The sequence below is a fragment of the Sphingomonas sp. GCM10030256 genome (genome assembly GCF_042666415.1).
Classification (GTDB): Bacteria; Pseudomonadota; Alphaproteobacteria; order Sphingomonadales; family Sphingomonadaceae; genus Sphingomicrobium.
Genome location: NZ_JBHTDI010000001.1, coordinates 488133 through 510688 on the forward strand (window position 1 = coordinate 488133; position 22556 = coordinate 510688).

The window sequence follows — 22556 nt, forward strand, 5'->3', positions numbered from 1 at the left end:
GCCGCTATACCGACGCTTCAAGCGCTGGCGAAGCTTCCTCCGGCTTGCGGGCGGCAAGCACGCAGCCGATGACGATCAGTACCGCGCCAGCCAAAGTGAATGGCGACAGGGTCTCGCCGAAGATGGTCCAGCCGAACATCGCCGCCCACAGGAAGCTGGTATATTCGGTAGCGGAAAGATAGCTCGCCTCAGCCCGCGCATAAGCCCACGACAGGAGCAGCAGCGACAGGGTCGACAGCAAGGCAGCGAGCGTAATCCACGGCCATTGCGCGGCGGGCGGCGGTGCTGCTCCGACCAGCGGAAAAGCGGCCAGCAACACTGCGGCCACGGTGAGGTTCTGGTAGAAGGCGATCTCGACCGGACCGGCGGCCAGGCTTTGCCGCCGCATAAGGATGATGTTCACGGCATAGCAGACAGCGGAGGCGAGCACCGCCAGCGAGCCCAGCAGCGCTTCGCGTCCAAGGTCCGCCTGCGCCTGTCCGATGAAGATCACGACCACACCGGCGAAGGCCAGCAGCGACGCTCCTACCGTTCGCGGCCCAACCTTCTCGTGGAGCCAAATGGACGCGAGATAAAGAGCGATCAGTGGAGCAATGAAGGCGAGCGCGATCGCCTGAGCGAGCGGCACTCGGCCAAGGCCCCAGAAGAACAACAGCCCCATTAAGGTGGTCAGCACACCGCGTCCGACGTGCAACCTCATCGTGGCGCGGGCCGGCCACGGAGAGCGAAGCGTTCCGTAAAGAGTGCCGGCAAGGCCAACGCCGACGAAGCTGCGCCACAGCAGGGTCGCATAGGTGCCAATCGCCAGCACCAGCCCCTTCATCACCGCGTCCATGATCGAGAACAAGGCGATTCCCAGGGTGCCGACCAGGAAGGCAGCGAGAGGGGAATGCCGGGGCGCGTGCATGCGCCACGCCCGTAGCGAACGCTGTTGGCCAACGCAGCAATATTACGAAGTCGGTTCAGCCGCCGGCGAGATCAGGTCAGTGACGGTACGATCCAGATGACCGACATCGCGATCACGATCAGTAGCAGTGAGATCCCGAGGATCCATCGGACCACATGCTCCTGGCTGCCGCCGGTCGCCTCTTCGGCGTTGAGGTGGGTTTCCTCGTCGATGCGGTGCACGCTGCTTCTCCTGTCCGGCGGAGTCGGAGCCTAGGATATACCATCAACCGCATGGCGGAGGCGAATGCCGGAGGGCCGGCCGGACCGCTCTCAGCGGTCGGCGGCCAGCCAGCCGGTCAGGATGTAGAGAGTGAGCGTCACTGGCGCTGCGACGAGCAGGCCAAGAACGAGGGAAAGCCGGACGACCAAGGCATCGACGCCGAGATAGTCGGCGATGCCGGCGCCTACGCCCATCAGCTTGGCCTCGCTCCGGTTGAGCAGGAATTTGCGGTTCATGAGCGTGATCCTCAAGCGAGCGGCAGCGGGCCGATAGCGGCGCTGACGAACAGAAGGGCGGAAACGAACGCGCCGGCGAAGGCGACTGCGGTGTGGCGAAGGTCATTGGCGGAAACGAACATCGGAGAAACTCCCTGGCAACGGACCCGACCATCGGGCCCACGCCGCATTCAATGCAGGGAGCGTGCCAAGTTCAAAAAGTTGTTTGTTTTCATTTGCTGACGCTGACGAGCCGCCCCAAGCTGGCGGATTTCACGCCACGGGATGGGACTTTTCACCATTGGGCAACGGCGGTCACCCGTTGACGATCGTCCCGCCGTTGGGATGCAGGACCTGGCCCGACATGTAGGAGCTGTCCTCGCACGCCAGGAACAGGAAGGCCGGGGCGACCTCGTTCGGCTGGCCCGGACGACCCATCGGCGTGTCCTTGCCAAAGTCCTTCATCTTCTCCGGCGGCTGGCCACCGAACGGGTTCAACGGAGTCCAGATCGGCCCGGGCGCAACCGCGTTCACCCGGATGCCGTCCTCGATCAAATTCTCGGACAAGGAGCGGGTGAAAGCGGTGATTGCGCCCTTGGTGGCCGAATAGTCGAGCAGCAGCTTGGACCCCTTGTACATGGTGATCGAGGTGCAGTTGACGATCGCGGCGCCACTCTTGAGGTGGGGCCGTGCCGCCTGGACCATGTAGAACATCGAGAAGATGTTGGTCTGAAAGGTCCGGCGAAGTTGCTCGTCGGTGATGTCGCGGATGTCCTCGTCCGGATGCTGCTCGCCGGCATTGTTGACGAGGATGTCGAGCCGGCCGAACGTGTCGACGACCTGCTGGACAGCGCTGTCGCAGAATGCCTTGTCGCCGAGATCGCCCGCGATTGTGATCGCGCGCCGCCCTTCCGCCTCGACGATGTGCCGGGTCTTCTCGGCATCGTCATGTTCGCACAGGTAGAGGATGGCGACGTCGGCGCCTTCGCGGGCATAGAGCGCCGCCACCGCGCGGCCGATCCCGCTGTCGGCACCGGTGACGATCGCGACCTTTCCCTTCAGCCGTCCCGAACCCGGGTAGCGCGGCTCCCACTCCGGCTTGGGCTGGAGCTGGCTTTCATGTCCAGGCAACTGGTCGCCTTCTTTGACCGGCGGCTCGATGGTGTCCGACATGGGTGTCCCCTTGAGACGCTATCGCAACGCCGCCGCGCCCGGCTTAGCCCTCGCGGCTGGCGAGAACGGTTACCGGCTTCTTCTGCGGCTTGGCCGAAGCCGGCTGAGCCGGCTGCGTGGTGCGGCATTGGGCGATGATCGTGGGGAAGTCGAACTCGGTGTTCGCCGCCAGGGTCGAGGTGGTCGCCGCGGTGCAGGCCGCCTGGCTCTCGTAGCGAGCCGGAAGCGTCGCCACCGGCTGGCACGCCGCGGAGCCGTCCGCGCAACCCAGAATGGCAATGACGTAAGTGACTGGACCCATGATCTTTCTCGCTCGGATACTTGCAGGCTAAACCAAGGTTTAATCGTCCGGTTCCATTCATTTCGCGGCGCGCGATTGCCGCAGGGCAGGCGGCGACCTACCTCGAGGACATGGCGGCGGGTGATCTGGCGATGAGGGAAGAGCGCGGCGCGCGGGTGCTGCTGCGCTTCCTTCCGTTCCTGTGGCCCGCGGGACAGCCGGTGTTGAAGCTGCGCGTCGCCGCCTCCTTCCTGCTGGTGCTGCTGTCGATTGGGCTGACCACCCTGGTCATGCCGCGGGCATTCGGCGCGGCGGTCGACCGGATGACCGTGGGGCAGGAAGCCGCGGTGAGCATCGCCATCGCGCTGGTCCTGGCGTTCACGGCGGCGCGGTTCGGCGGAGTGCTGCTCGACAATCTGCGCAACGGCATCTTCGAAACGGTCGGCCAGGAAGCGACGCGGCGCCTGTCCGAGCAGACTTTCGCCCACCTGCACCAGCTCTCCTTGCGCTTCCACCTCGAGCGGCGGACCGGGGCGGTCACCAAGGTCATCGAGCGCGGCAGCAAGAGCATCGACATCATGCTCTACTTCCTGCTGTTCAACCTGGCGCCGACGATGCTCCAGCTCGGCATCGTCGCGGTGCTGTTCTGGACCCAGTTCGGGCCCGGCCTGGTGGTGGCGACGGCTGTCGCGGTGATCGGCTACATCTGGTTCACCAAGGCGATGACCGATTGGCGGGTGCGGCTGCGCGAGCAATGGACGGAGCATGACACCTCCACCACGGCGCGGGCGGTCGACAGCCTGCTCAACTTCGAAACGGTAAAATATTTCAACGCCGAAGGCCGCGAGCAACAGCTCTATGCCCGTGCCGTCGAGCGGCTGGCCAAGTCCACGGTCAAGGTCGAGACTTCGCTTGCCTGGATGAACGTCGGCCAGTCGCTGATCACCAACCTGCTGATGGCCGGCGCGATGGCCTACACCGTGTGGGGATGGAGCGCGGGCCGGTTCAGCCCCGGCGACGTGGTCGTGGTCAACACCCTGCTGAGCCTGCTGTTTCGCCCGCTCGACATGCTTGGCACCGTGTACCGGACGATCCGCCAGGGCCTGACCGACATGGCGGCGATGTTCTCGCTGCTCGACACTCCGGCCGAGGTGGTCGACCGGCCGGGTGCTCCCGCGCTCAAGGTCAGCGATGGGCATGTTCGCTTCGAGGACGTGCATTTCGGCTACGATCCCGAGCGGCCGATCCTCAAGGGTGTGACGCTGGACGTCGCGCCCGGCACCACCTGCGCGGTGGTGGGGCCGTCGGGGGCGGGCAAGTCGACGCTCGCCCGGCTTTTATACCGTTTTTACGACCCGCAGGGTGGGCGGATCACGATCGACGGACAAGACATCCGCGAAGTGACGCAGCCGAGCCTTCGCGCCGCGATCGGCATCGTTCCGCAGGACACGGTGCTGTTCAACGACACGATCGGCTACAACATCGGCTATGGCCGTGACGGCGCGACGCAGGAGGAGATCGAGGCGGCCGCCGAGGGAGCGTCGATCGATCGCTTCATCGCGGTGCTGCCCGATGGCTACCAGGCCCTGGTCGGCGAGCGCGGCCTCAAGCTGTCCGGCGGCGAGAAGCAAAGGGTGGCGATCGCCCGCACCCTGCTCAAGAACCCGCCGGTCCTGATCCTCGACGAGGCCACCAGCGCGCTCGATAGTCGCACCGAGGAGGCGATTCTCGATACGCTGAACGCAATCGCTGCCAACCGCACCACCATTACGATCGCGCACCGCCTTTCGACTGTAATCGGCGCCGACCAGATCGTGGTGCTGGACGACGGCCGCGTGGCCGAGCAGGGCACGCATGCCGAACTGCTCCGGCGCGGCGGGCTTTACGCCGACATGTGGGCGCGCCAGCAGGCCGAGCGCGAAATGCAGGAAGCGGCGGAGTAGGAGGGTACTGCACTGACGCGGTCGCCAATCACGATGTTTCCAGTGACGAGCAGGCAAAAACCGACAGGCTCGGGCGCTGCCAGTGGGGTCGGTTTTGCCGGTTTTGCTTTCGGCGAGCCCGTAAGAAACGATGTATTAAGATGAGAAATAGCCGGACGGCAGCACCGCCGCGGCAAGCCAAGCCACGCGCAATCCTGTTGTGCAAGGATGACGTGCCGGCCGGCTTTGAACGGACGGCGAGCGGCTATGGCACCACTGTGGTGAACAGATACACGGCAAAGATGACCAGGTGCACCGCCCCTTGAAGGACGGTGGTCCGTCCGGTGCCCAGTGAGAGCGTCGAAACCACGAGCGTGAGGAAAAGCAGGACGGCGCTTTTCGTATCCAGACCCAGGGCGATCGGAAATTCGGCTACCAGCGAGAGGGCAGCAACGGCCGGAATCGTCAGCCCGATTGCCGCCAGTGCTGACCCCAGCCCGAGATTGAGGCTGGTTTGAAGGCGGTTGGCCAAGGCGGCTCGTACCGCAGCAACGCTTTCCGGCAGAAGCACCAGGGCCGCGATGATCACGCCGGCAATCGCGATCGGGGCTCCCGCGGCGGCCACGGCACTCTCGATCGGCGGCGCAAGCGCTTTCGCCAGCAGGACAACCGCGCCGAGGCAGGCGACCAGCAGCACCGAAGAGATCAGGGTTTTGCGGTTTGACGGCGGATCGGCATGGACTTCATGGTCTGCCGCCACGGTCTGGTCGGGCAGGAAATAGTCGCGGTGACGCACGGTCTGGACGGCAACGAACGTGATATACAACAGGAACGAAACCACCGCGACGAAACCAAGCTGGGATGGGGCGTAGACGGGTCCCGGCTCGCTCGTGGTGAAATTGGGAAGGACGAGCGTGAGCACGGTCAAGGCGCAGATTGTGGCGAGGGACGCGCTTACGCCCGTCTGCTGAAAGACCTGCTCCTTGTGACGAATTGCTCCGATGAGGATGCAGGTGCCGACTAGGCCGTTCAGGATGATCATGACAGCGGCAAACACCGTGTCCCGGGCCAAGGTCGTTGCGCTTTCCCCACCGGCCGCCATCAGGGTGATGATCAGGCCAAGCTCGATCACGGTCACCGCAATGGCAAGAAGAAGCGTCCCGAACGGCTCGCCCACGCGATGGGCGATCAGCTCAGCATGATGGACCGCGGCCAGCACGGTCCCGACCAGCCCCAAGCCGATCAGCTCCGACGGCAGCGAGAAACTCCGACTGAACGCGAGGAGAAGCCAAGCCACTGCAGGGGCGAGCGATGTCCAGTGAAGAAGTGCCTTGCCCATCGATCCCTTCTAGGTGGGTAAGCAATGTCCGCAATGGGCCGTACCCAGGCCGACACCCGTCACGCCGCCGCTGTCGTCCATCCCAGCCGGGGGATGGCGATGCTCCGCTTGCCGCTCAGGTCCACGCGCGTGACGATGAGCTCTCGGCTTTCGATGTAGGTCAGCAGGCGGCGGGCTCGGCCGAGGCTGGCGGTGCCGTAGCTGGCAGCAATTTCCTCGTCGCTGGGACAGGGCTGGGCCTCGCGCGCGGCTCGGGCCAGCAACAGGAACGGGCCGAGCATGTCGTCGGGGAGGTCGTTCGCGGCCTCCAGCGCGGGGGCCCAGCTTTCGTCTTCGTCGAACAGGCCGGCGCGGGCCATGGACAGGCGGCGGGTGAAGGCGGGGAGGTCGAAGGGCGGTCGGCTGAGGCCGGCCATGCGGCAGCGGATGGTGAAGTCCTGGTAGAGGACGGGGGCGGAGCGGCCGGCGCTGTCGGGGTCGGCGGTGAGGACGCGCAGGGTGTCGGCGACGATCGCGGAAGTTTCTTCGGCGGTTTTGTCGGATTGAGTTCGGACCTGAGGTGCGACCGAGGCGGCCAGTCTTTCGAGAAGGGTCTCTGACGGCGGACGGGAGGGTTCTTTGCGTCCCTCGACTTCGCTCGGGACGAGCGGGGATGTGGACCGCTCCTCCTCCTTGGGTGCAAACAACAGGCCCTGCATCTCGCCCTCTGCCGGTGCTTGCGGCAGCGGGACCAGCTTGGGGCTCATCGAGCGGGCCTGCGTCTCCACAGCGCCGATCGCAACCGACAGCGGCCGCCGCGAGATCGCCGGGCCGAGGGCGAGGAAGGTGCCGCGCGGCAGGTCGCGGATCGCTTCGGCCTGGCGCCGCTCCATGCCGAGCAGATCGGCAGCACGGGCCATGTCGATGTCGAGGAAGGTCCGGCCCATCAGGAAGTTGGAGGCTTCCGCAGCGACATTCTTGGCCAGCTTGGCGAGGCGCTGGGTGGCGATCACCCCAGCGAGGCCGCGCTTGCGGCCGCGGCACATGAGGTTGGTCATCGCCGAAAGGCTGGCGCGGCGGACCTCCTCCGCCACTTCGCCGCCGCCCGATGGCGCGAACAGCTGAGCCTCGTCGACCACCACAAGCGCCGGATACCAATGGTCCCGCGGAGCATCGAACAGGCCGGACAGGAAGGCGGCGGCGCAGCGCATCTGCCCTTCCGCCTCCAGCCCCTCAAGGCTCAGCACCACCGACGCGCGATGCTCGCGGATTCGGCCTGCCAGTCGGGCGATGTCCTTTTCATGCAGCTCGGCCGCTTCGACCGCGACATGGCCATAACGCTCCGACAGGGTAACGAAGTCGCCTTCGGGATCGATCACCACCTGCTGGACCTGACCGGCGCTCTTTTCCAGCAGCCGCCGGAGCAGGTGCGACTTACCCGAGCCCGAATTGCCTTGCACCAGAAGGCGCGTCGCGAGCAGTTCCTCGAGGTCGATCGTCACGGTCTCGCCCGCGGGGCCGAGACCCATGTCCACGCTTACGGTCATTGCCTCTCGTTTGGCCGTACCGCCCGGCATGAGCAAGCTTGCGCGGGGAGCTCGCAGCCACGAAGAGGGCCGCTGTGACCGACCCGCACCACCTGCTCAAATCCGTTTTCGGCTTCGATCACTTTCGCGGTGTGCAGGAGTCGGTGGTCGACCGGGTGCTCGCGGGGCAGCGCACGCTGGCAGTGATGCCTACCGGCGCGGGAAAGTCGCTGTGCTATCAGCTGCCGGCATTGGCGCGGGAAGGGACGGCGCTGGTGATCTCGCCGCTGATCGCGCTGATGCACGACCAGATCCGCGCGGCCGATGCGCTGGGGATCAAAGCGGCTTCGTTGACTTCGGCCGACGATCGGGAGGCGGTGGTCGGGCGCTTCCTCTCGGGGGAGCTCGACCTGCTCTACGTCGCGCCGGAGCGGGCGACGGGGGACGGCTTCCGCCGGCTGGTCGACCGAGTGAACCTCTCTCTGATCGCGATCGACGAGGCTCATTGCGTGTCCGAATGGGGGCACGACTTTCGCCCCGACTACCGCCTGCTGCGGCGCTTGCTGGACGACCATGCCGAGGTCCCGCGGCTGGCCCTGACCGCCACCGCCGACCGGCGGACCCGCGCCGACATCCTCCAGCATCTCGACATCCCTGAGGACGGACTGATCGTCGCCGGGTTTGACCGGTCGAACATCCGTTACGTCGTCCGCCCGCGCGAGCAGACCGGCAAGCAGTTGCGGCAGTTGCTCAGCGATCGGCCGGGCCCGGCGATCGTCTATGCGCCGAGCCGGGCGAAGACGGAGATCATTGCCGGGGAGCTTGCAGGGGGTGGCCGGCCGGCGCTGGCCTACCATGCCGGGCTGGATGCAGGTGTCCGGGCGCGCAACCAGGCGGCGTTTGTCCGTTCGGAGGAGATGGTGATCGCCGCGACCATCGCCTTCGGCATGGGCATCGACAAGCCGGACGTGCGCACCGTCGCCCATTCCGCGATCCCGAAGTCGATCGAGGCCTATTACCAGGAGACCGGCCGTGCGGGACGTGACGGGGAGCCGGCGGAAGCGTGGCTGTTCTGGGCGGCCAAGGACTTCACCCTCGCCCGCCAGCGGATCAATGAGGAGACGCCGCCCGAGCGCCGTGCGCAGGAGCTGGACAAGTTGAATGCGCTCGCCGCGCTGATCGAGACGCCGGGCTGCCGCCGGGCGGTGCTGCTGCGCCACTTCGGGGAGGAGCCACCGGAAAGCTGCGGCAATTGCGACAATTGCCTCGACCCGCCGGCGACGATCGATGTGACGGAAGTGGCGCGCAAGGTCTTATCGGCGGCGTTCCGGACCGAGATGCGGTTCGGGGTGGGACACCTGGCCGACGTGCTCGCCGGCAAAGAGACGGACAAAGTGCACAGCTTTGGCCATCATCGGCTGTCGGTGTTCGGCATCTGCACCGAGGACGAGCTCAAGCTGGTCAAGCCGGTCGCCCGGGCTCTGGTGGCGCGGGACGCCTTGCGGGCGGACGATTATGGCGGGCTGAGCTTCGGGCCGGGCGCCAAGCCGGTCCTCAAGGGCAAGGAGACGGTGCTGATCGCGGTGCCCCCGGTACGGCGCAAGCGCCGGCGGGCGGACGACGGTCCGGCCGATCCGCTGTTCGAGGCGCTGCGGAATGCTCGGCGGACGCTTGCCGCCGAGGCGGGGGTGCCGCCCTACGTGGTGTTCCACGACAGCACCCTGCGGGAGATTGCCGCCCGGCGGCCGCGGAGCCTGAGCGAACTTTCCCGGGTTCAGGGCGTGGGCGAGGCGAAGCTTGCGCGTTATGGTGAGGCGATGCTCGGAGCACTTCGCCGGGCACAGGAGACGAGCGATGTTCCGGCAGCTTGACGACAAGACCCTGGTGTCCGGCCAGATCGGCCCAGACCAGCTGGAGGAAGCGCGCCGCCTGGGCGTCACGATGATCGTCAACAACCGGCCCGACGGCGAGGATGCCGGCCAGCCGCTCAGCGCCGATCTGGAACAGGCCGCGCGCTCAGCCGGGCTCGATTATCGGCACGTCCCGATCGTTCGCGGCATGGGCCCGGCGGACGTCGAGGCCATGCGCGACGCGATGCACTCGGCGGGCGACGGCAAGCTGCTGGCGTTCTGCCGGTCCGGCAATCGCTCCACCCTGGCGTGGGCGGTGGCGCGGGCGGAAGACGGCGTGCCGCGGGAGGAACTGGAGCGCTGTGCAGAGGGTGCGGGCTTCAGCCTGGCGCCGGTCAGCCATTTGTTGTGATCCGTCATCCCGGCGAAAGCCGGGATCTCAGGAGTTTGACAGGGTACCCTTGCCTGCTGAGGTCCCAGCCTGCGCCGGGACGACGCTAAGCCGCGGTTCCCCCAACTGTCAGTCCTTCGATCAGCAGCGTCGGCTGACCCACCCCGGCAGGGACCGACTGGCCGCCCTTGCCGCAGATGCCGACGCCTTCGTCGAGTTCCAGGTCGTTGCCGACCCCCTTGACCCGGGTCAGCACGCTTGGCCCGTCGCCGATCAGGGTCGCGCCCTTGATCGGCGCGCCCAAGCGGCCGTTCTCGATTAGATAGGCTTCGGTGCAGGAGAACACGAACTTGCCGCTGGTGATGTCGACCTGCCCGCCGCCGAAGCTCTTGGCGTAGATGCCCCTGGGCACCCGGGAAAGCAGTTCGGCGGGATCGTCCTGGCCGCCCAGCATGAAGGTGTTGGTCATCCGCGGCATCGGCGCATGGGCGAAGCTCTCGCGGCGGCCATTGCCGGTCGGCTCGACACCCATCAGCCGGGCGTTGAGCCGGTCCTGGAGATAGCCCTTGAGGATGCCGTCCTCGATCAGCACGGTGCGGCCGGTGGGGGTGCCCTCGTCGTCGACAGTCAGAGAGCCGCGCCGCTCGCCAATCGCACCCTCGTCGATCACGGTGACCCCGGGCGAGGCGACTCGTTCGCCGATGCGGCCTGAGAAGGCCGAGGTGCCCTTGCGGTTGAAGTCGCCCTCCAGGCCATGGCCGACGGCTTCGTGCAGCAGCACGCCCGGCCAGCCGGGGCCGAGCACAACCGTCATCTCGCCGGCCGGAGCATCGACCGCTTCCAGGTTGGTCAGCGCCTGCGCTAAAGCGATATCGATCGCCCGGTTCCACTCCGCAGGGTCGAATAGCCGGTTGTAAAGATAGCGCCCGCCGAGGCCGTGAAAGCCGACCTCGCGGCGGTCGCCTTGCTTGGCGACGATGCTGACGTTGAGCCGGACCAGCGGCCGGATATCGGTCGCGACGAAGCCGTCGGCACGGACGATCTCGACTACGCTCCAGCTACCTTGGAGGCCGACGCTGACCTGCGCCACGCGCGGGTCGCGGGCGCGGGCGGCGGCGTCGATCCGCTGGCACAGCGCAACCTTGTCTGCGAAGGGAATGGCGCTGAGCGGGTCGTCGCTGCCGTACATCGCCTGGTTGGTGCGCGGCGGCGGCCCGGCCGGAGCGCCCCTGGCGGGGTCGAGCAGTTGCAGGGTGGCGGCGGCACGGTCGATCGCCGCGGCGCTGATCTCGTTGGCATGGGCGAAGGCGGTGGTCTCGCCCGACACTCCGCGCAAGCCGAAGCCCGCGCCGGTGTGGTAGTCGGCGGTCTTCAGCCGGCCATCGTCGAAGCCGAACGCCTCGGAGGTGCGGTATTGGAGATAGAGTTCGCCATCGTCGCAGCCGCCGAGGTGACGGGCGGCGAGGCGCCTCGCCTCATCGGGATCCAGCGCCTCCCGATACAGGAAGCGGCGCGGATCGTGGACGGTCACGCGGCCTGCCCGTCATCGGCGGGTCCGCCGATCAGGACGAAGCGGCGGTCGCAATAGCCGCATTCGACGAAGCCCTTTTCGTCGATGCGGAGATAGACTTTAGGATGGCCGAAGGCAGGGTCGATCGCCCCGCCTCCGTCACATGATACGCTGTTCGACTTGACCCGGACGGTTTCAGGAGGCGGTTGCTGCATGGCACGCACGTAGCAACCGCCCCCCGCCGCTTCAATAAGAGTGGGGTCTTATCGAACGAGCGGCGAGCCTTACTTGTATTCGGCGGTCAGTGAAAATTGTGCCGTATACAGGCCGTTGGCCTGGTTAGCGGCGATGTCGAAGGTCCCGCCGACCCCGATCAGGAGAGTGCCGCCGGTTCCAAGGTTGCGCGTGGCGGTCATTCCGCCAAGGCCGTCCAGTCCGAGGGCGCTTACAGCGATCTGGGCGCCGCTCGGCCCGTTCAGAACGTTGCCGGTCGGCGGGGTCAGGGTCAGGTCGACAGACTGGTTCGCGGTGCCGACCGCCGTGAACACGGCGCGTCCACCGGGATTCAGCGCGACCAGGCTTACGCCGCCGGCGCCTCCGACGCTGCGAGTGCCATTGTTAGCATCCACGGTGACTGTCCCGGCAGTCCCGCTGGCAAGAACCGTGCCGAAGTCCAAGTCGCGATTCTTGGTAAGCGAAAGCGGCAGCAGCACGGTTCCGCGCGCTTCGGCCAATTCAGTATCTTTGATAACGGTCTGTGCAGTCGCCGGAGTGGCGAAGGCAACGGATGCGGCGAGCGCCGCGCGAGTGATGTTCAAGCGCATTGTTTGGTTCCCCACACGTTAAGTGCGAAATCCACAATGCCGAGGGCGCCTCAACAGGCTTTCAACAGTCTTGGTTGGGCCGCCGTTAACCGCGATCGTCAGGGATATTGGATCGTCACGTCGAAGCTCCCGGTGTAGAGCCCTTCCATCTGGTTGGCCTTCACGTTGAGGGTCGCTCCGATACTGAATTCGAAGCTTTCCATCCGGGCGAGCGTGCGCTTATCCTGTCCTTGCAGCGTCCAGTTGCCAACCGTCATGGTCTCGGTTCCGCCGACGCGGGTGAGCGTGATCGGCTGGTTCGGAATCTTGATGTTGACGACTACCGCGCTCTTCGACGCGCCGATGAAGGTCGCCGGGATCGGATTGCCGCCGAGCGGTGTGACTGCTCCAGTGACTGACAGGGCGCGGGTGTTGGGGTTGATCACCGCCGTGCCGGCTCCCGCCACGCCCAGATAGCCGAAGTCGAGGTCGTTCCTCTTCACCACCGTCAGCGGGTGGATCAGCGCCGTCTGTGCCTTTGGCCGCGGGTCGGGTGCTAGAGGCACGGCGGGGGCCGGCGCAGCGGCCGCCAGCAATGGCAGCGCCCAGGCAGGGGAAGATCGGAAGGGCGGTCGCATCAGGCCTGCCGAATTAGAAGGTTAATGGTAAATCCACCTTAGCAGGTAAGGTAAATGCCGCGTTTACCTGGCCGCCCTTCCGCAGCCGGGGAGCCGCCGCTATGCGAATCGCATGGCGAACAGCGACGCAGCGATCCGGATCGAAGGCCTCGGCAAGACCTATACGGGCGGCAAGCGGGCGCTCGACGGGGTCAGTTTCGACGTTCCCCGGGGCCAGATCTTCGGCCTGCTCGGCCCCAATGGCGCGGGGAAGTCGACCCTGATCAACATCCTTGCCGGGCTCGTCGTGAAGACCGAGGGCAAGGCGACAATCTGGGGGTTCGACATCGACGAACACCCACGCAACGCCAAGCTGTCGATCGGCATCGTTCCCCAGGAGATCCTGTTCGACCCGTTCTTCACCCCCCGCGAGGCGCTGGAAATCCAGGCCGGACTGTACGGAGTGCCGGCCGCACGGCGGCAAACCGACGCGCTGCTGGCCGCCATGCACCTGACGGACAAGGCGAATGCCTACGCCCGCACCCTGTCGGGCGGGATGAAGCGGCGGCTGCTGGTCGCCAAGGCGATGGTCCATTCCCCGCCGATTTTAGTGCTCGACGAGCCGACTGCGGGGGTGGACATCGAGCTTCGCCAGCAGCTGTGGAGCTACGTCAAGGAGCTCAACCGCGAAGGCGTGACAGTGGTGCTCACCACCCACTACCTCGAGGAAGCCGAGCAGCTGTGTGACCGGATCGCGATCATCAACCATGGGCGGGTGGTGGCCAACGAGCCGACCCGCGAGCTGGTCGGCCGCGCGCAGGAGAAAGCGGTCGTGGTGACCGTCGACCGCGACCTTCTCGCCGCCCCGGACGCGCCCTGCTTCGACAAGATCGAGATCACGGGTGAGCGGACGTTGTCCATCACCTACCGCAAGGATCGGGTGAATGCAGGGGACGTGCTTGCCGCGCTGCAGCGGGACGGACTGGGGATCGTGGACGTGTCGACCCGCGATCCGGACCTCGAGGACGTGTTCCTGAGCCTGGTGCGGCAGAATGGTTGAAGTCCATCTGATCGCTGGAGGAACAGGCTCGGGCAAGACCACTTATGCGAGGGGCCTCGCTAGCAAGATGCGCGCAATTCGCTTTTCGATCGACGAGTGGATGACGACCCTCTTCTGGATGGACAGCCCTCAGCCGATCGAATTTGAGTGGACGATGGAGCGGATCGGGCGCTGTGAGATGCAGATCCGCGAGCAGGTAGCCGCCCTTGCCGAGCGCGGCCTCGGGTCCGTGCTCGATCTGGGCTTCACGCGGGCCGCTCACCGGCTCGCCTTCGCAGACTTCGCGCGCACCATTGGCGCCCAGCCCGTGCTCCACTACCTCAACGTTCCCGCGGAGACCCGCTGGCAGAGGGTTCTTGCTCGCAATGTCGAGCGCGGCGACACCTATCGGATGGACGTCGACAAGGCCATGTTCGAGTTCATGGAAGGACAGTGGCAGGCGCCGGACGAGGGCGAACTGCAGGCGACCAACGGACACGTCTTCTCTTGAGCGCCGCCTTTGACGTCCTCGTCGTCGGTTCGGGCGCCGCCGGGCTGACGGCCGCGCTCAACCTGGCCGGGACACGCAAGGTAGCGGTGATCGCCAAGGGTGCGCTGGGCGAGGGCGCGACCAATTGGGCGCAGGGCGGCATCGCGGCGGTGCTCGAAAAAGGCGACAGCTTCGAGGCGCATGTCGAGGACACGATGGTTGCCGGCGCCGGTCTCAACGACCGGGCGGTGGTCGAGCATGTCGTCGGCGCCGCGCCGTCTGCCATCGCGCGGCTGATCGAGCTGGGGGTGCCGTTCGCGCAGGAGAATGGCGCGCTTCACCTGACGCGCGAGGGCGGCCACAGCCACCGCCGCATCGTCCATGTCGCCGACGCCACCGGCTGGGCGGTGCAGCTGGCGCTGGAGAAAGCAGCGGTCGCCAACCCCAACATCACTTTGCTGCCGGACATGGTCGCGATCGACCTGATCACCGGCCGCCATGCCGAGCGCTTCTCGACCTCCGGCGCGGTGCACGGCCTGTATGCCTTCAGCCGGGCGGCTGGGCGGGTGGAGACGCTTACCGCGCGGGCGACGATCCTGGCGACCGGCGGTGCCGGGCGCGCCTATCTTTATTCGACCGCACCGCGCGGGGCGACCGGCGATGGGATCGCGATGGCCTGGCGGGCTGGGTGCCGGGTGTCGAACATGGAAATGATGCAGTTCCACCCGACCTGCCTCTACAACTTGCAGGTTAAGAACTTCCTGATCACCGAGGCGGTGCGCGGCGAGGGCGGGCACCTCAAGCTTCCAAGCACGGGCGAACGGTTCATGCCCCGCTTCGACGGCCGCGCCGAGCTGGCTCCGCGCGACGTTGTGGCGAGGGCGATCGACCATGAGATCAAGCGGCTGGGGCTCGACTATGTCCACCTCGACATCAGCCACCGCGACCCGGAGTTCGTGAAGGGGCACTTCCCCAACATCTACGAGAAATTGCTCAGCCTCGGCATCGACATCACCCGCGAACCGATCCCGGTGGTTCCGGCGCAGCATTATACCTGTGGCGGGGTCGCGGTAGACCTCGACGGGCGGACCGACGCGCCTGGTCTGTATGCCGCCGGCGAGGTGACGGAAAGCGGGCTCCACGGAGCCAATCGCCTGGCCTCGAACAGCCTGCTGGAATGCCTGGTGTTCGGCGAGGCGGCGGCGCGCCACATCCTGAGCTACTGGGACGACCTGCCGGTCTGGCCGGCGATCCGCGAATGGGACGAAAGCCGGGTCAGCAACAGCGACGAAGAGGTCGTCATCCAGCAGATCTGGGGCGAGATCCGCCGGTTCATGTGGAACTTCGTCGGAATCGTCCGGACCACCAAGCGGCTGGAACGGGCCAAGCGGCGGATCGACATGCTGCGCCAGGAGGTGTCGGACTACTATCGCAACTTCCGGGTCACCCCCGACCTGATCGAGCTTCGCAACCTGGTGGAGGTCGCCGACCTCATCATCCGTTCGGCCCTGGCCCGGCATGAAAGCCGCGGGCTGCATTATACGCTCGACCATTCGCAGATGCTGGCGGAGGCGCGGGACACGGTGCTGGTTCCGTAGCATTCCGCGCGGCGGATCGCCCATCGGGCCAATTGCACGACCCTTCGATTGGGAGCACAGGGCGTCGTCACCGCCCCGAGTCGCGGCGGAGGCCTGTCGTCCTGAAGGAGGAAGGCCATGAACGCACCCCACAAATTGGCATTGTTCTTAGCGGCAATAGCGGTCGCGGTTCCGCAGCCCGTCAGCGCTAAGGCGCCGTCGAAAGCTTGGGCGGGCACGTGGGACCTGAACTCGGCGAAGTCCAAATTCAGCTCACCCGACAGCGCCACCAAAAGCGAGACTCGGACCTATACGGTCAGCGGCAACCGGCTGACGATGAGAAGCACCATGGTCGACGCGGCGGGCAAAACGATCAAGTGGAGCTATTCTGCCGGCCTGGACGGCAAATGGTATCGGATGATCGGCAACCCCAATGCGGACCAGATTTCCTTGACCTCGGTCGGCAAGCGGGAGGTGAAGTCGCAAGCCAGGCTGAATGGGAAGGCTTCGGCCCGAGCGACGGCGACCCTTTCCGCCGATGGCAAGCAGATCACGATCCGTCGCAGCATCCTGACCGCGAAAGGCGGACCCACCGACGACACGCTTGTGTATGACCGCATGAAGTAAGGCCTGCAGGGACGGCAGGCGCGAACGGCGGGGCGGAGCGGCTTCCCTCCGCCGTCTTCCCTGCTAAACCCGCGCGTTCATGGCCGAACAGAACCACCTCTATCTCGTCGATGGGTCGAGCTACATCTTCCGCGCCTACCATCGGTTGCCGCCGCTCACCAACCGGCATGGGCAGCCGGCAGGCGCGGTGTATGGCTACACCGCGATGCTGTGGAAGCTGGCCGACGGGCTGAACAAGGCCGACGGGCCGACCCACATGGCGGTGATCCTCGACAAGTCGGAGTCCACCCACCGCAACGCCATGTACGATCAGTACAAGGCCAACCGGCCTCCCGCGCCGGAAGACCTCAAGCCGCAAATGCCGCTCATCCGGGTCGCGACCCGGGCCTTTTCCATCCCGTGCATCGAGGAGCAGGGGCTGGAAGCGGACGACATCATCGCCTGCTACGTCACCGTCGCGAAGAGGCAGGGCTGGAAGGTCACCATCGTCAGCTCCGACAAGGACCTGATGCAGCTGGTCGACGAAGACGTCGACATGCTCGACACGATGAACGACCGGCGGATTGGCACCGAGCAGGTAGTCGAGAAGTTCGGCGTCGGCCCGGAGCTGGTCGGCGATGTGCTGGCGCTGATGGGCGACAGCGTCGACAATGTCCCGGGCGTTCCCGGCATCGGACCCAAGACCGCCACCCAACTGATCCAGCAGTTCGGCAGCCTCGAGGCGGTGCTGGCCGGCGTCGACGAAATCAAGAAGCCCAAACTCAAGCAGTCGCTGATCGATCATGCCGACGCCGCGCGGCTAAGCCGGGAGCTCGTGCGGCTGGTGTGCGAGCATCCGCTGCCCGAACCACTGGAAGCGCTGGCGCTGACGGGCATTCCCAAGCAGCCGCTGCGTGAGTTCCTGGAGGACCAGGGCTTCAAGACGCTGATGAACCGGATGGTCGGCGCGGGTTCGGCCAAGCCGGCGACCGCCGCCCAGCCTCTGCCGATAGCCGAGCCGCGCAAGATCGGCCCGGATCCAGCCGAGCCGATTACTGTTGATCGCTCTGCGTACGAGACGGTGACATCGCCCGAGGCGCTCGACCGGTGGATTACCGAAGCCGAGGCGCAGGGCCTGGTGGCGATCGATACCGAAACCGATTGCATCGATTGCATCGTCGCCAAGCTTGCCGGAATCAGTCTGGCCACGGCGCCGGGACGTGCCTGTTACATCCCGGTCGGGCACAGCGGCGGCGACATGTTCTCGGAAGCGCCGCAGCAGTTGCGGCTGCAGCAGGTGATCGATCGCCTGAAGCCGCTGCTGGAAAATCCCGCGGTGCTGAAGGTCGGGCACAATCTGAAATACGACTGGGTGTTGCTCGCCCGGCACGGCATCGACATGGCGCCGCTGGACGACACGATGCTGATCAGCTTCGACCTGGATGCCGGGGCCGGGCTGGGCGGGCACGGCCTGGATGAGCTGGCCCGGTCGAACTTCGAGCATGAGTGCCTGCCGTTCAAGTCGCTGGTCGGCACGGGCAAGAACCAGATCACCTTTGACAAGGTGCCGCTACCGCAAGCGACCGAGTACGCGGCCGAGGATGCCGATATCGTCCTGCGGCTGTGGCAGCGGCTGAAGCCGCGAGTCGCCACAGAAGGCGCGACGCGAGTCTATGAGCTGGTCGACAAGCCGCTGGTGCCGGTGATCGGGCGGATGGAGCAGCGCGGGGTAAAGGTCGACCGCGACTATCTGGCGCAACTGTCGTCCGATTTTTCGACCGAGATCGCGAGCCTGGAGCAACGCGTCTACGAGGCGGCATGCGGACCCTTCACGATCGGCTCGCCGCAGCAGCTCGGCCAGGTGCTGTACGAGCGGCTTGGCCTCAAGGGCGGGCGCAAGGGCAAGAGCGGAGCCTACTCGACCGACGTCAACGAGCTGGAGCGGCTTGCCGGCGAGGGTGTGGAGTGTGCCCGGTTGGTGCTCGACTGGCGCCAGCTGACCAAGCTCAAGACGACCTACACCGACGCGCTGCAGGCGCAGATCAACCCGGAGACCGGCCGGGTCCATACCAGCTACGGTCTTGCCATGGCGCAGACCGGGCGGCTGTCCTCGACCGACCCAAACCTGCAGAACATTCCGATCCGCACCGAACTCGGCCGCAAGATTCGTGACGCGTTCGTGGCCGAGCCGGGCCACCTGCTGATGAGCGCCGATTATTCGCAGATCGAGCTGCGCCTCGCCGCCCACATGGCCGACGTTCCGCAGCTCAAGGAGGCTTTCGCGGCGCGCGAGGACATTCACAGCATGACCGCGGAGGAGCTGTTCGGAACGGTCGATCGCGACACCCGCAACAAGGCCAAGACCGTCAACTTCGCCATCCTCTACGGCATCTCGTCGTGGGGACTGGCCGGGCGGCTCGGCATCCCTCGGGAGGAGGGCAAGGCGATCATCGACCGCTATTTCGAGCGGTTCCCGGGCATTCGCGGCTACATCGACGAGACGCTGGCCTTCGTCCGCGAACACGGCTTCAGTCAGACCCTGTTCGGCCGCAAGACCCACTTTCCCAACATCCGCGCTTCCAACCCAAGCCACCGCGCCGGAGCCGAGCGGGCGGCGGTGAACGCTCCGATCCAGGGCACCAGCGCGGACATCATCAAGCGGGCGATGGCGCGCATGGACGAGGCCTTGGCCGGAGCCGGCCTGGTCGACGTACGCATGCTGCTGCAGGTGCATGACGAATTGGTGTTCGAAGTGCCCGAAGGGCGCGAGGAAGCGGCGGCGGAGGTCGTCCGGCAAGTCATGGCGGAGGCAGCCGAACCGGCAGTCAAGCTCACCGTGCCGCTGGATGTCGAGGTCGGTTGGGGAGCGCACTGGGGCGCCGCGCATTGAACGAACCGGCCCACCATCAGGGATTACCGAGCCACACCGCGGAAGGACAAGAGGCTCCGTCCGCCGACCTTGCCGCGCTTGCTCGCGGCGGGCGGATCAACTTCTTCGGCTTCGTCCTCCGCCTGGCGGCGCGCCTTCCTTTCCTGTTCATCGCCGGCCGGATGTACGGGCCGGAAGCGCTCGGCCGCTTCGCCTACGCGGTGCTGATCGTCGAATTCGCGGCGCAGCTCGCCACGCTCGGCCTGAAGCGGGGGCTGGCGCAGCAGCTCGCCCGGACCGACAAAGACCATGTCTGCGTGGTGTTCGACGGCTTGCTGGTGGCGGCGCTTGGATCGGCGGTCTGCATGGCCCTGCTGTTCGTCTTTCCCCAGGCGATGTTCCCCAACAGCGAGATCCACGGTCTCGAATGGCTGCTGCCGGTGGCGGTCATCGCGGTGGCTGGATCGGATATCATGCTGGCGGCACTGGCTTACCGTCACGACGTCGGAGCCACGGTTCGGGCCCGCGCGGTGGTGGAGCCGTGGACAATCAGCATCGCTGCCTTCGTGCTCGCCTATGTGTCGAAGCGCGACGGCCTTATCCTCGCCTATGCGTTGTCGATGGTCGGTGCGTTGATCGCCTCCGCCATTCCGTTCCTCAAGAGCTACGGCCTGCCTAGGGGCTGGAGCCCCGATCCGGCGAGCCTGTGGCGCATGGCGCGGCGCAACCTGCCGGTCGCCGCGGCCGACGCCGTCGAGTGGGGCAGCCGCCGCGTGGACATCGCGATCCTCGGGCTGTTCGCCTCGCCGGCCATCGTCGGCATCTATTATGTCGCGCAGAACGTCGCTTCGCTGCCGTCCAAGCTGAAGACCAGCTTCGACCCGATCCTTGGTCCGGTGATCAGCCGCAACGTCGAACGGGGAGACCGGGCGGCGGTGGCAAAGCAGGTCCGGCAGGTCGGCTTCTGGGTGATCGCCGCCCAAGCTGCCGTCGCGCTCGCGCTCGGCATCCCAGGGGAAGCAGTGATGGGGTTGGTCGGGCCGGAATTCGTCGCCGGGACGGCGGCGCTCGCCTTCCTGCTCGGTGCCGAAGTGGTGGCCGCAACCGCCACAACCAGCGAAGCGGCGCTGATTTACACCGCGCGCCACCGCAACATGGTTCTGTCGCTGCTGATGATCGGGCTGCAGGCCGCGCTGACGCTCGGACTTATCCTGCTGATGCGCCGGCTGGGCTGGCCCGAGATGTGGCAGGCAACTGCACCGGCCATTGCGCTTGTTCTGGCGCTGGCGTTTGCGGCGGTGACAAAGGCGAGGCTGCTGCGACACCTGCTCGGCGCGCGGGTCAGCGGCTGGCGCTGGCCGTTGGTGTGGGCTGCGCTGGTCGCCGGCGTAGTCGGCCAGCTGTGCGTGTGGCTGCCCGAGTGGCTGGAGCTGTTGGTCGGCATCCCGGCCATCCTGGCGGCCTTCGGCTTCGTGATATGGACCCGCGGCTTCGGGCCGGAAGATCGGGAGCTATTCCGGATGCGCAAGGCCGACATTGCCGAACTGAACGCCGAACTACCGGTGCCGGGAACCAGTCCGGGCGCACCGCACTAGGCGCGCGGCGCGTCTCAATGCCGGAAGTGCCGCATTCCGGTGAACAGCATGGCAATGCCGGCCTCGTCGGCCGCCGCGATCACCTCGTCGTCGCGGATAGAGCCGCCGGGCTGGATCACCGCCGTCGCTCCAGCCTCGACGGCAGCCAGCAAGCCGTCGGCGAAAGGAAAAAAGGCGTCGGAGGCTACAGCGGAGCCGACCGTCCGCGGCTCCGGCCAGCCGAAGGTTTCGGCGGCTTCGCGGGCCTTGGCTGCGGCGATCCGCGCCGAGTCGCGGCGGTTCATCTGACCCGCGCCAATCCCTGCAGTGACGCAATCCTTGGCGTAGACGATGGCGTTGGACTTCACATGCTTGGCGACGGTCCAGGCGAAGCGGCAGTCGGCGACTTCCTGTGGTGTCGGCTGACGGCGGGTCACCACCCGAAGCTCGGAATCGCGAATCACCCCATTGTCGCGGGCCTGAACCAGCACGCCGCCCGCAATCGTCTTCATCATCAGGCCGCTCCGGGCAGGATCAGGCAGCTCGCCGGTCAGCAGCAGGCGCAGGTTCTTCTTGGCCGCGAACACCGCCAGTGCCTCGTCGTCGGCACCCGGCGCGATCACCACTTCGGTGAAGATCTCCACGATTGCCCGGGCGGTGTCTCCGTCCATCGGCGAGTTCACCGCGACGATGCCGCCGAACGCCGACACCGAATCGCATTCGAATGCTTGGCGGTATGCGTCCGCGAGGGTGGAGCCGTTCGCCACTCCGCAAGGATTGGCGTGCTTGACGATGACGCATGCCGGGCGGTGCCCGCGGAATTCGCTGACCAGTTCCAGCGCCGCGTCGGCGTCGTTGAGATTGTTGTAGCTCAGCTCCTTGCCCTGCACCTGGCGCGCGCCGGCCAGGCCCGCAGCGCCGCGGCTCTGCGGAAGATAGAGCGCGGCGGCCTGATGCGGATTTTCCCCGTAGCGGAGCGAGCTGCCGCGGGTGAGCGCCAGGGGGAGGGTGTCGGGAAAGATCTGCTGCTGATCGGCAAAGGCGAACCAACTGGCAATCGCCGCATCATAGGCGGCGGTCAGCGCATAAGCCTTGGCCGCAAGGCGTCGGCGAAGGTCTAGCGACGTCATGCCGCCATGCTGGTCAAGCTGGCCGAGCAAGGCTGGGTAATCCGCAGGGTCGGTGAGGATCGCCACATGGGCGTGATTCTTGGCGGCCGAGCGGACCATCGAAGGACCGCCGATATCGATGTTCTCGACGATCTCGTCCCGCTCCGCACCGCGGGCGACCGTCTGCTGGAACGGGTACAGATTGACCACGACGAGGTCGATCGGCGCGATGCCATGCGCGTCCATCGCCGCCTGATGCTCGAGATTGTCGCGCACCCCGAGCAGGCCGCCATGCACTTTGGGGTGAAGGGTCTTCACCCGGCCGTCCATCATCTCGGGAAAGCCGGTCAGCTCGGCCACGTCGCGCACCGGGTGACCAAGCTCCCGCAGGCGCGCGGCGGTGCCGCCGGTGGAGACCAGTTCCACGCCATGCCGGACCAGACCCTCCGCCAGCGCTTCGATCCCGGTCTTGTCGGACAGCGACAGGAGCGCGCGGCGCACGGGGGTCAGGTCGGTCAT

General features: G+C 66.4%; 21 protein-coding genes. 9 read left to right on the forward strand and 12 right to left on the reverse strand.

Going from position 1 to position 22556, the window contains the following annotated elements; genetic code table 11:
• Positions 1 to 4 precede the first annotated feature (4 nt).
• The 5 genes from ACFQPG_RS02245 to ACFQPG_RS02265 form a co-directional block, all read right to left on the reverse strand.
• The gene (locus ACFQPG_RS02245; protein ID WP_380809923.1) at positions 5 to 907 is read right to left on the reverse strand and encodes a DMT family transporter; all 903 of its coding nucleotides are present in this window, start codon (positions 905 to 907) and stop codon (positions 5 to 7) included.
• Positions 908 to 978: 71 nt separating this feature from the next.
• A complete protein-coding gene (locus tag ACFQPG_RS02250; RefSeq protein WP_380809924.1) occupies positions 979 to 1128 on the reverse strand; it encodes a hypothetical protein in 150 nt (49 codons plus the stop codon).
• A 90-nt stretch (positions 1129 to 1218) separates the two neighbouring features.
• The gene (locus ACFQPG_RS02255) at positions 1219 to 1404 is read right to left on the reverse strand and encodes a PspC domain-containing protein (RefSeq protein WP_380809926.1); all 186 of its coding nucleotides are present in this window, start codon (positions 1402 to 1404) and stop codon (positions 1219 to 1221) included.
• Between the two features lie 294 nt (positions 1405 to 1698).
• A complete protein-coding gene (locus ACFQPG_RS02260) occupies positions 1699 to 2556 on the reverse strand; it encodes an SDR family oxidoreductase (protein WP_380809928.1) in 858 nt (285 codons plus the stop codon).
• 43 nt (positions 2557 to 2599) lie between these two features.
• Entirely contained in the window at positions 2600 to 2857 is a 258-nt protein-coding gene (locus ACFQPG_RS02265; RefSeq protein WP_380809930.1) for a hypothetical protein, read from the reverse strand.
• A 110-nt stretch (positions 2858 to 2967) separates the two neighbouring features.
• Here ACFQPG_RS02265 and ACFQPG_RS02270 point away from each other — a divergent pair, with 110 nt between their 5' ends.
• Positions 2968 to 4779, forward strand: coding sequence for an ABCB family ABC transporter ATP-binding protein/permease (locus ACFQPG_RS02270; protein ID WP_380809931.1), 1812 nt, complete (start codon positions 2968 to 2970; stop codon positions 4777 to 4779).
• A gap of 244 nt (positions 4780 to 5023) precedes the next feature.
• Here the strand turns inward: ACFQPG_RS02270 and ACFQPG_RS02275 are convergent, their stop codons facing one another.
• Positions 5024 to 6097, reverse strand: a complete 1074-nt coding sequence (locus ACFQPG_RS02275) for a calcium:proton antiporter (protein ID WP_380809933.1) — start codon at positions 6095 to 6097, stop codon at positions 5024 to 5026.
• A 59-nt stretch (positions 6098 to 6156) separates the two neighbouring features.
• Complete coding sequence (locus ACFQPG_RS02280) at positions 6157 to 7623, reverse strand: helicase HerA domain-containing protein (RefSeq protein WP_380809935.1); 1467 nt, start codon at positions 7621 to 7623, stop codon at positions 6157 to 6159.
• A gap of 74 nt (positions 7624 to 7697) precedes the next feature.
• On the opposite strand from ACFQPG_RS02280, the gene recQ reads away from it, so the two are divergent.
• Both recQ and ACFQPG_RS02290 read left to right on the forward strand, forming a co-directional pair.
• The gene (recQ, locus tag ACFQPG_RS02285; RefSeq protein ID WP_380809937.1) at positions 7698 to 9473 is read left to right on the forward strand and encodes a DNA helicase RecQ; all 1776 of its coding nucleotides are present in this window, start codon (positions 7698 to 7700) and stop codon (positions 9471 to 9473) included.
• Positions 9457 to 9864: a TIGR01244 family sulfur transferase gene (locus ACFQPG_RS02290; RefSeq protein WP_380809939.1), complete on the forward strand. Its 408-nt coding sequence runs from the start codon at positions 9457 to 9459 to the stop codon at positions 9862 to 9864. The genes recQ and ACFQPG_RS02290 overlap by 17 nt, the downstream gene beginning before the upstream one ends.
• A gap of 85 nt (positions 9865 to 9949) precedes the next feature.
• On the opposite strand, the gene tldD is transcribed toward ACFQPG_RS02290, so the two are convergent.
• The 4 genes from tldD to ACFQPG_RS02310 form a co-directional block, all read right to left on the reverse strand.
• Positions 9950 to 11374 (reverse strand): metalloprotease TldD, encoded by a 1425-nt coding sequence (gene tldD, locus ACFQPG_RS02295; protein WP_380809941.1) that lies wholly within the window; start codon positions 11372 to 11374, stop codon positions 9950 to 9952.
• Positions 11371 to 11568 carry a zinc-finger domain-containing protein gene (locus tag ACFQPG_RS02300; protein WP_380809943.1) on the reverse strand — a complete coding sequence of 66 codons (198 nt, stop codon included), beginning with the start codon at positions 11566 to 11568 and terminating at the stop codon, positions 11371 to 11373. Before ACFQPG_RS02300 ends, tldD begins: the two co-directional genes overlap by 4 nt.
• Before the next feature lie 69 nt (positions 11569 to 11637).
• Positions 11638 to 12177, reverse strand: coding sequence for a DUF4402 domain-containing protein (locus ACFQPG_RS02305; protein WP_380809945.1), 540 nt, complete (start codon positions 12175 to 12177; stop codon positions 11638 to 11640).
• Between the two features lie 98 nt (positions 12178 to 12275).
• Entirely contained in the window at positions 12276 to 12722 is a 447-nt protein-coding gene (locus ACFQPG_RS02310) for a DUF4402 domain-containing protein (protein ID WP_380809947.1), read from the reverse strand.
• 184 nt (positions 12723 to 12906) lie between these two features.
• On the opposite strand from ACFQPG_RS02310, the gene ACFQPG_RS02315 reads away from it, so the two are divergent.
• The 6 genes from ACFQPG_RS02315 to ACFQPG_RS02340 all read left to right on the forward strand — a co-directional run bounded on the left by ACFQPG_RS02315 (position 12907) and on the right by ACFQPG_RS02340 (position 20949).
• Entirely contained in the window at positions 12907 to 13833 is a 927-nt protein-coding gene (locus ACFQPG_RS02315; protein WP_380809949.1) for an ABC transporter ATP-binding protein, read from the forward strand.
• Positions 13826 to 14323: an AAA family ATPase gene (locus ACFQPG_RS02320; protein ID WP_380809951.1), complete on the forward strand. Its 498-nt coding sequence runs from the start codon at positions 13826 to 13828 to the stop codon at positions 14321 to 14323. The genes ACFQPG_RS02315 and ACFQPG_RS02320 overlap by 8 nt, the downstream gene beginning before the upstream one ends.
• Positions 14320 to 15900, forward strand: a complete 1581-nt coding sequence (gene nadB / locus ACFQPG_RS02325; RefSeq protein WP_380809953.1) for an L-aspartate oxidase — start codon at positions 14320 to 14322, stop codon at positions 15898 to 15900. Before ACFQPG_RS02320 ends, nadB begins: the two co-directional genes overlap by 4 nt.
• A 117-nt stretch (positions 15901 to 16017) precedes the next feature.
• Positions 16018 to 16506: a hypothetical protein gene (locus ACFQPG_RS02330; protein ID WP_380809955.1), complete on the forward strand. Its 489-nt coding sequence runs from the start codon at positions 16018 to 16020 to the stop codon at positions 16504 to 16506.
• Between the two features lie 79 nt (positions 16507 to 16585).
• Positions 16586 to 19375, forward strand: coding sequence for a DNA polymerase I (gene polA / locus ACFQPG_RS02335; protein ID WP_380809956.1), 2790 nt, complete (start codon positions 16586 to 16588; stop codon positions 19373 to 19375).
• Positions 19372 to 20949: a lipopolysaccharide biosynthesis protein gene (locus ACFQPG_RS02340; protein ID WP_380809958.1), complete on the forward strand. Its 1578-nt coding sequence runs from the start codon at positions 19372 to 19374 to the stop codon at positions 20947 to 20949. The genes polA and ACFQPG_RS02340 overlap by 4 nt, the downstream gene beginning before the upstream one ends.
• A 14-nt stretch (positions 20950 to 20963) precedes the next feature.
• On the opposite strand, the gene purH is transcribed toward ACFQPG_RS02340, so the two are convergent.
• The gene (purH, locus tag ACFQPG_RS02345) at positions 20964 to 22556 is read right to left on the reverse strand and encodes a bifunctional phosphoribosylaminoimidazolecarboxamide formyltransferase/IMP cyclohydrolase (protein WP_380809959.1); all 1593 of its coding nucleotides are present in this window, start codon (positions 22554 to 22556) and stop codon (positions 20964 to 20966) included.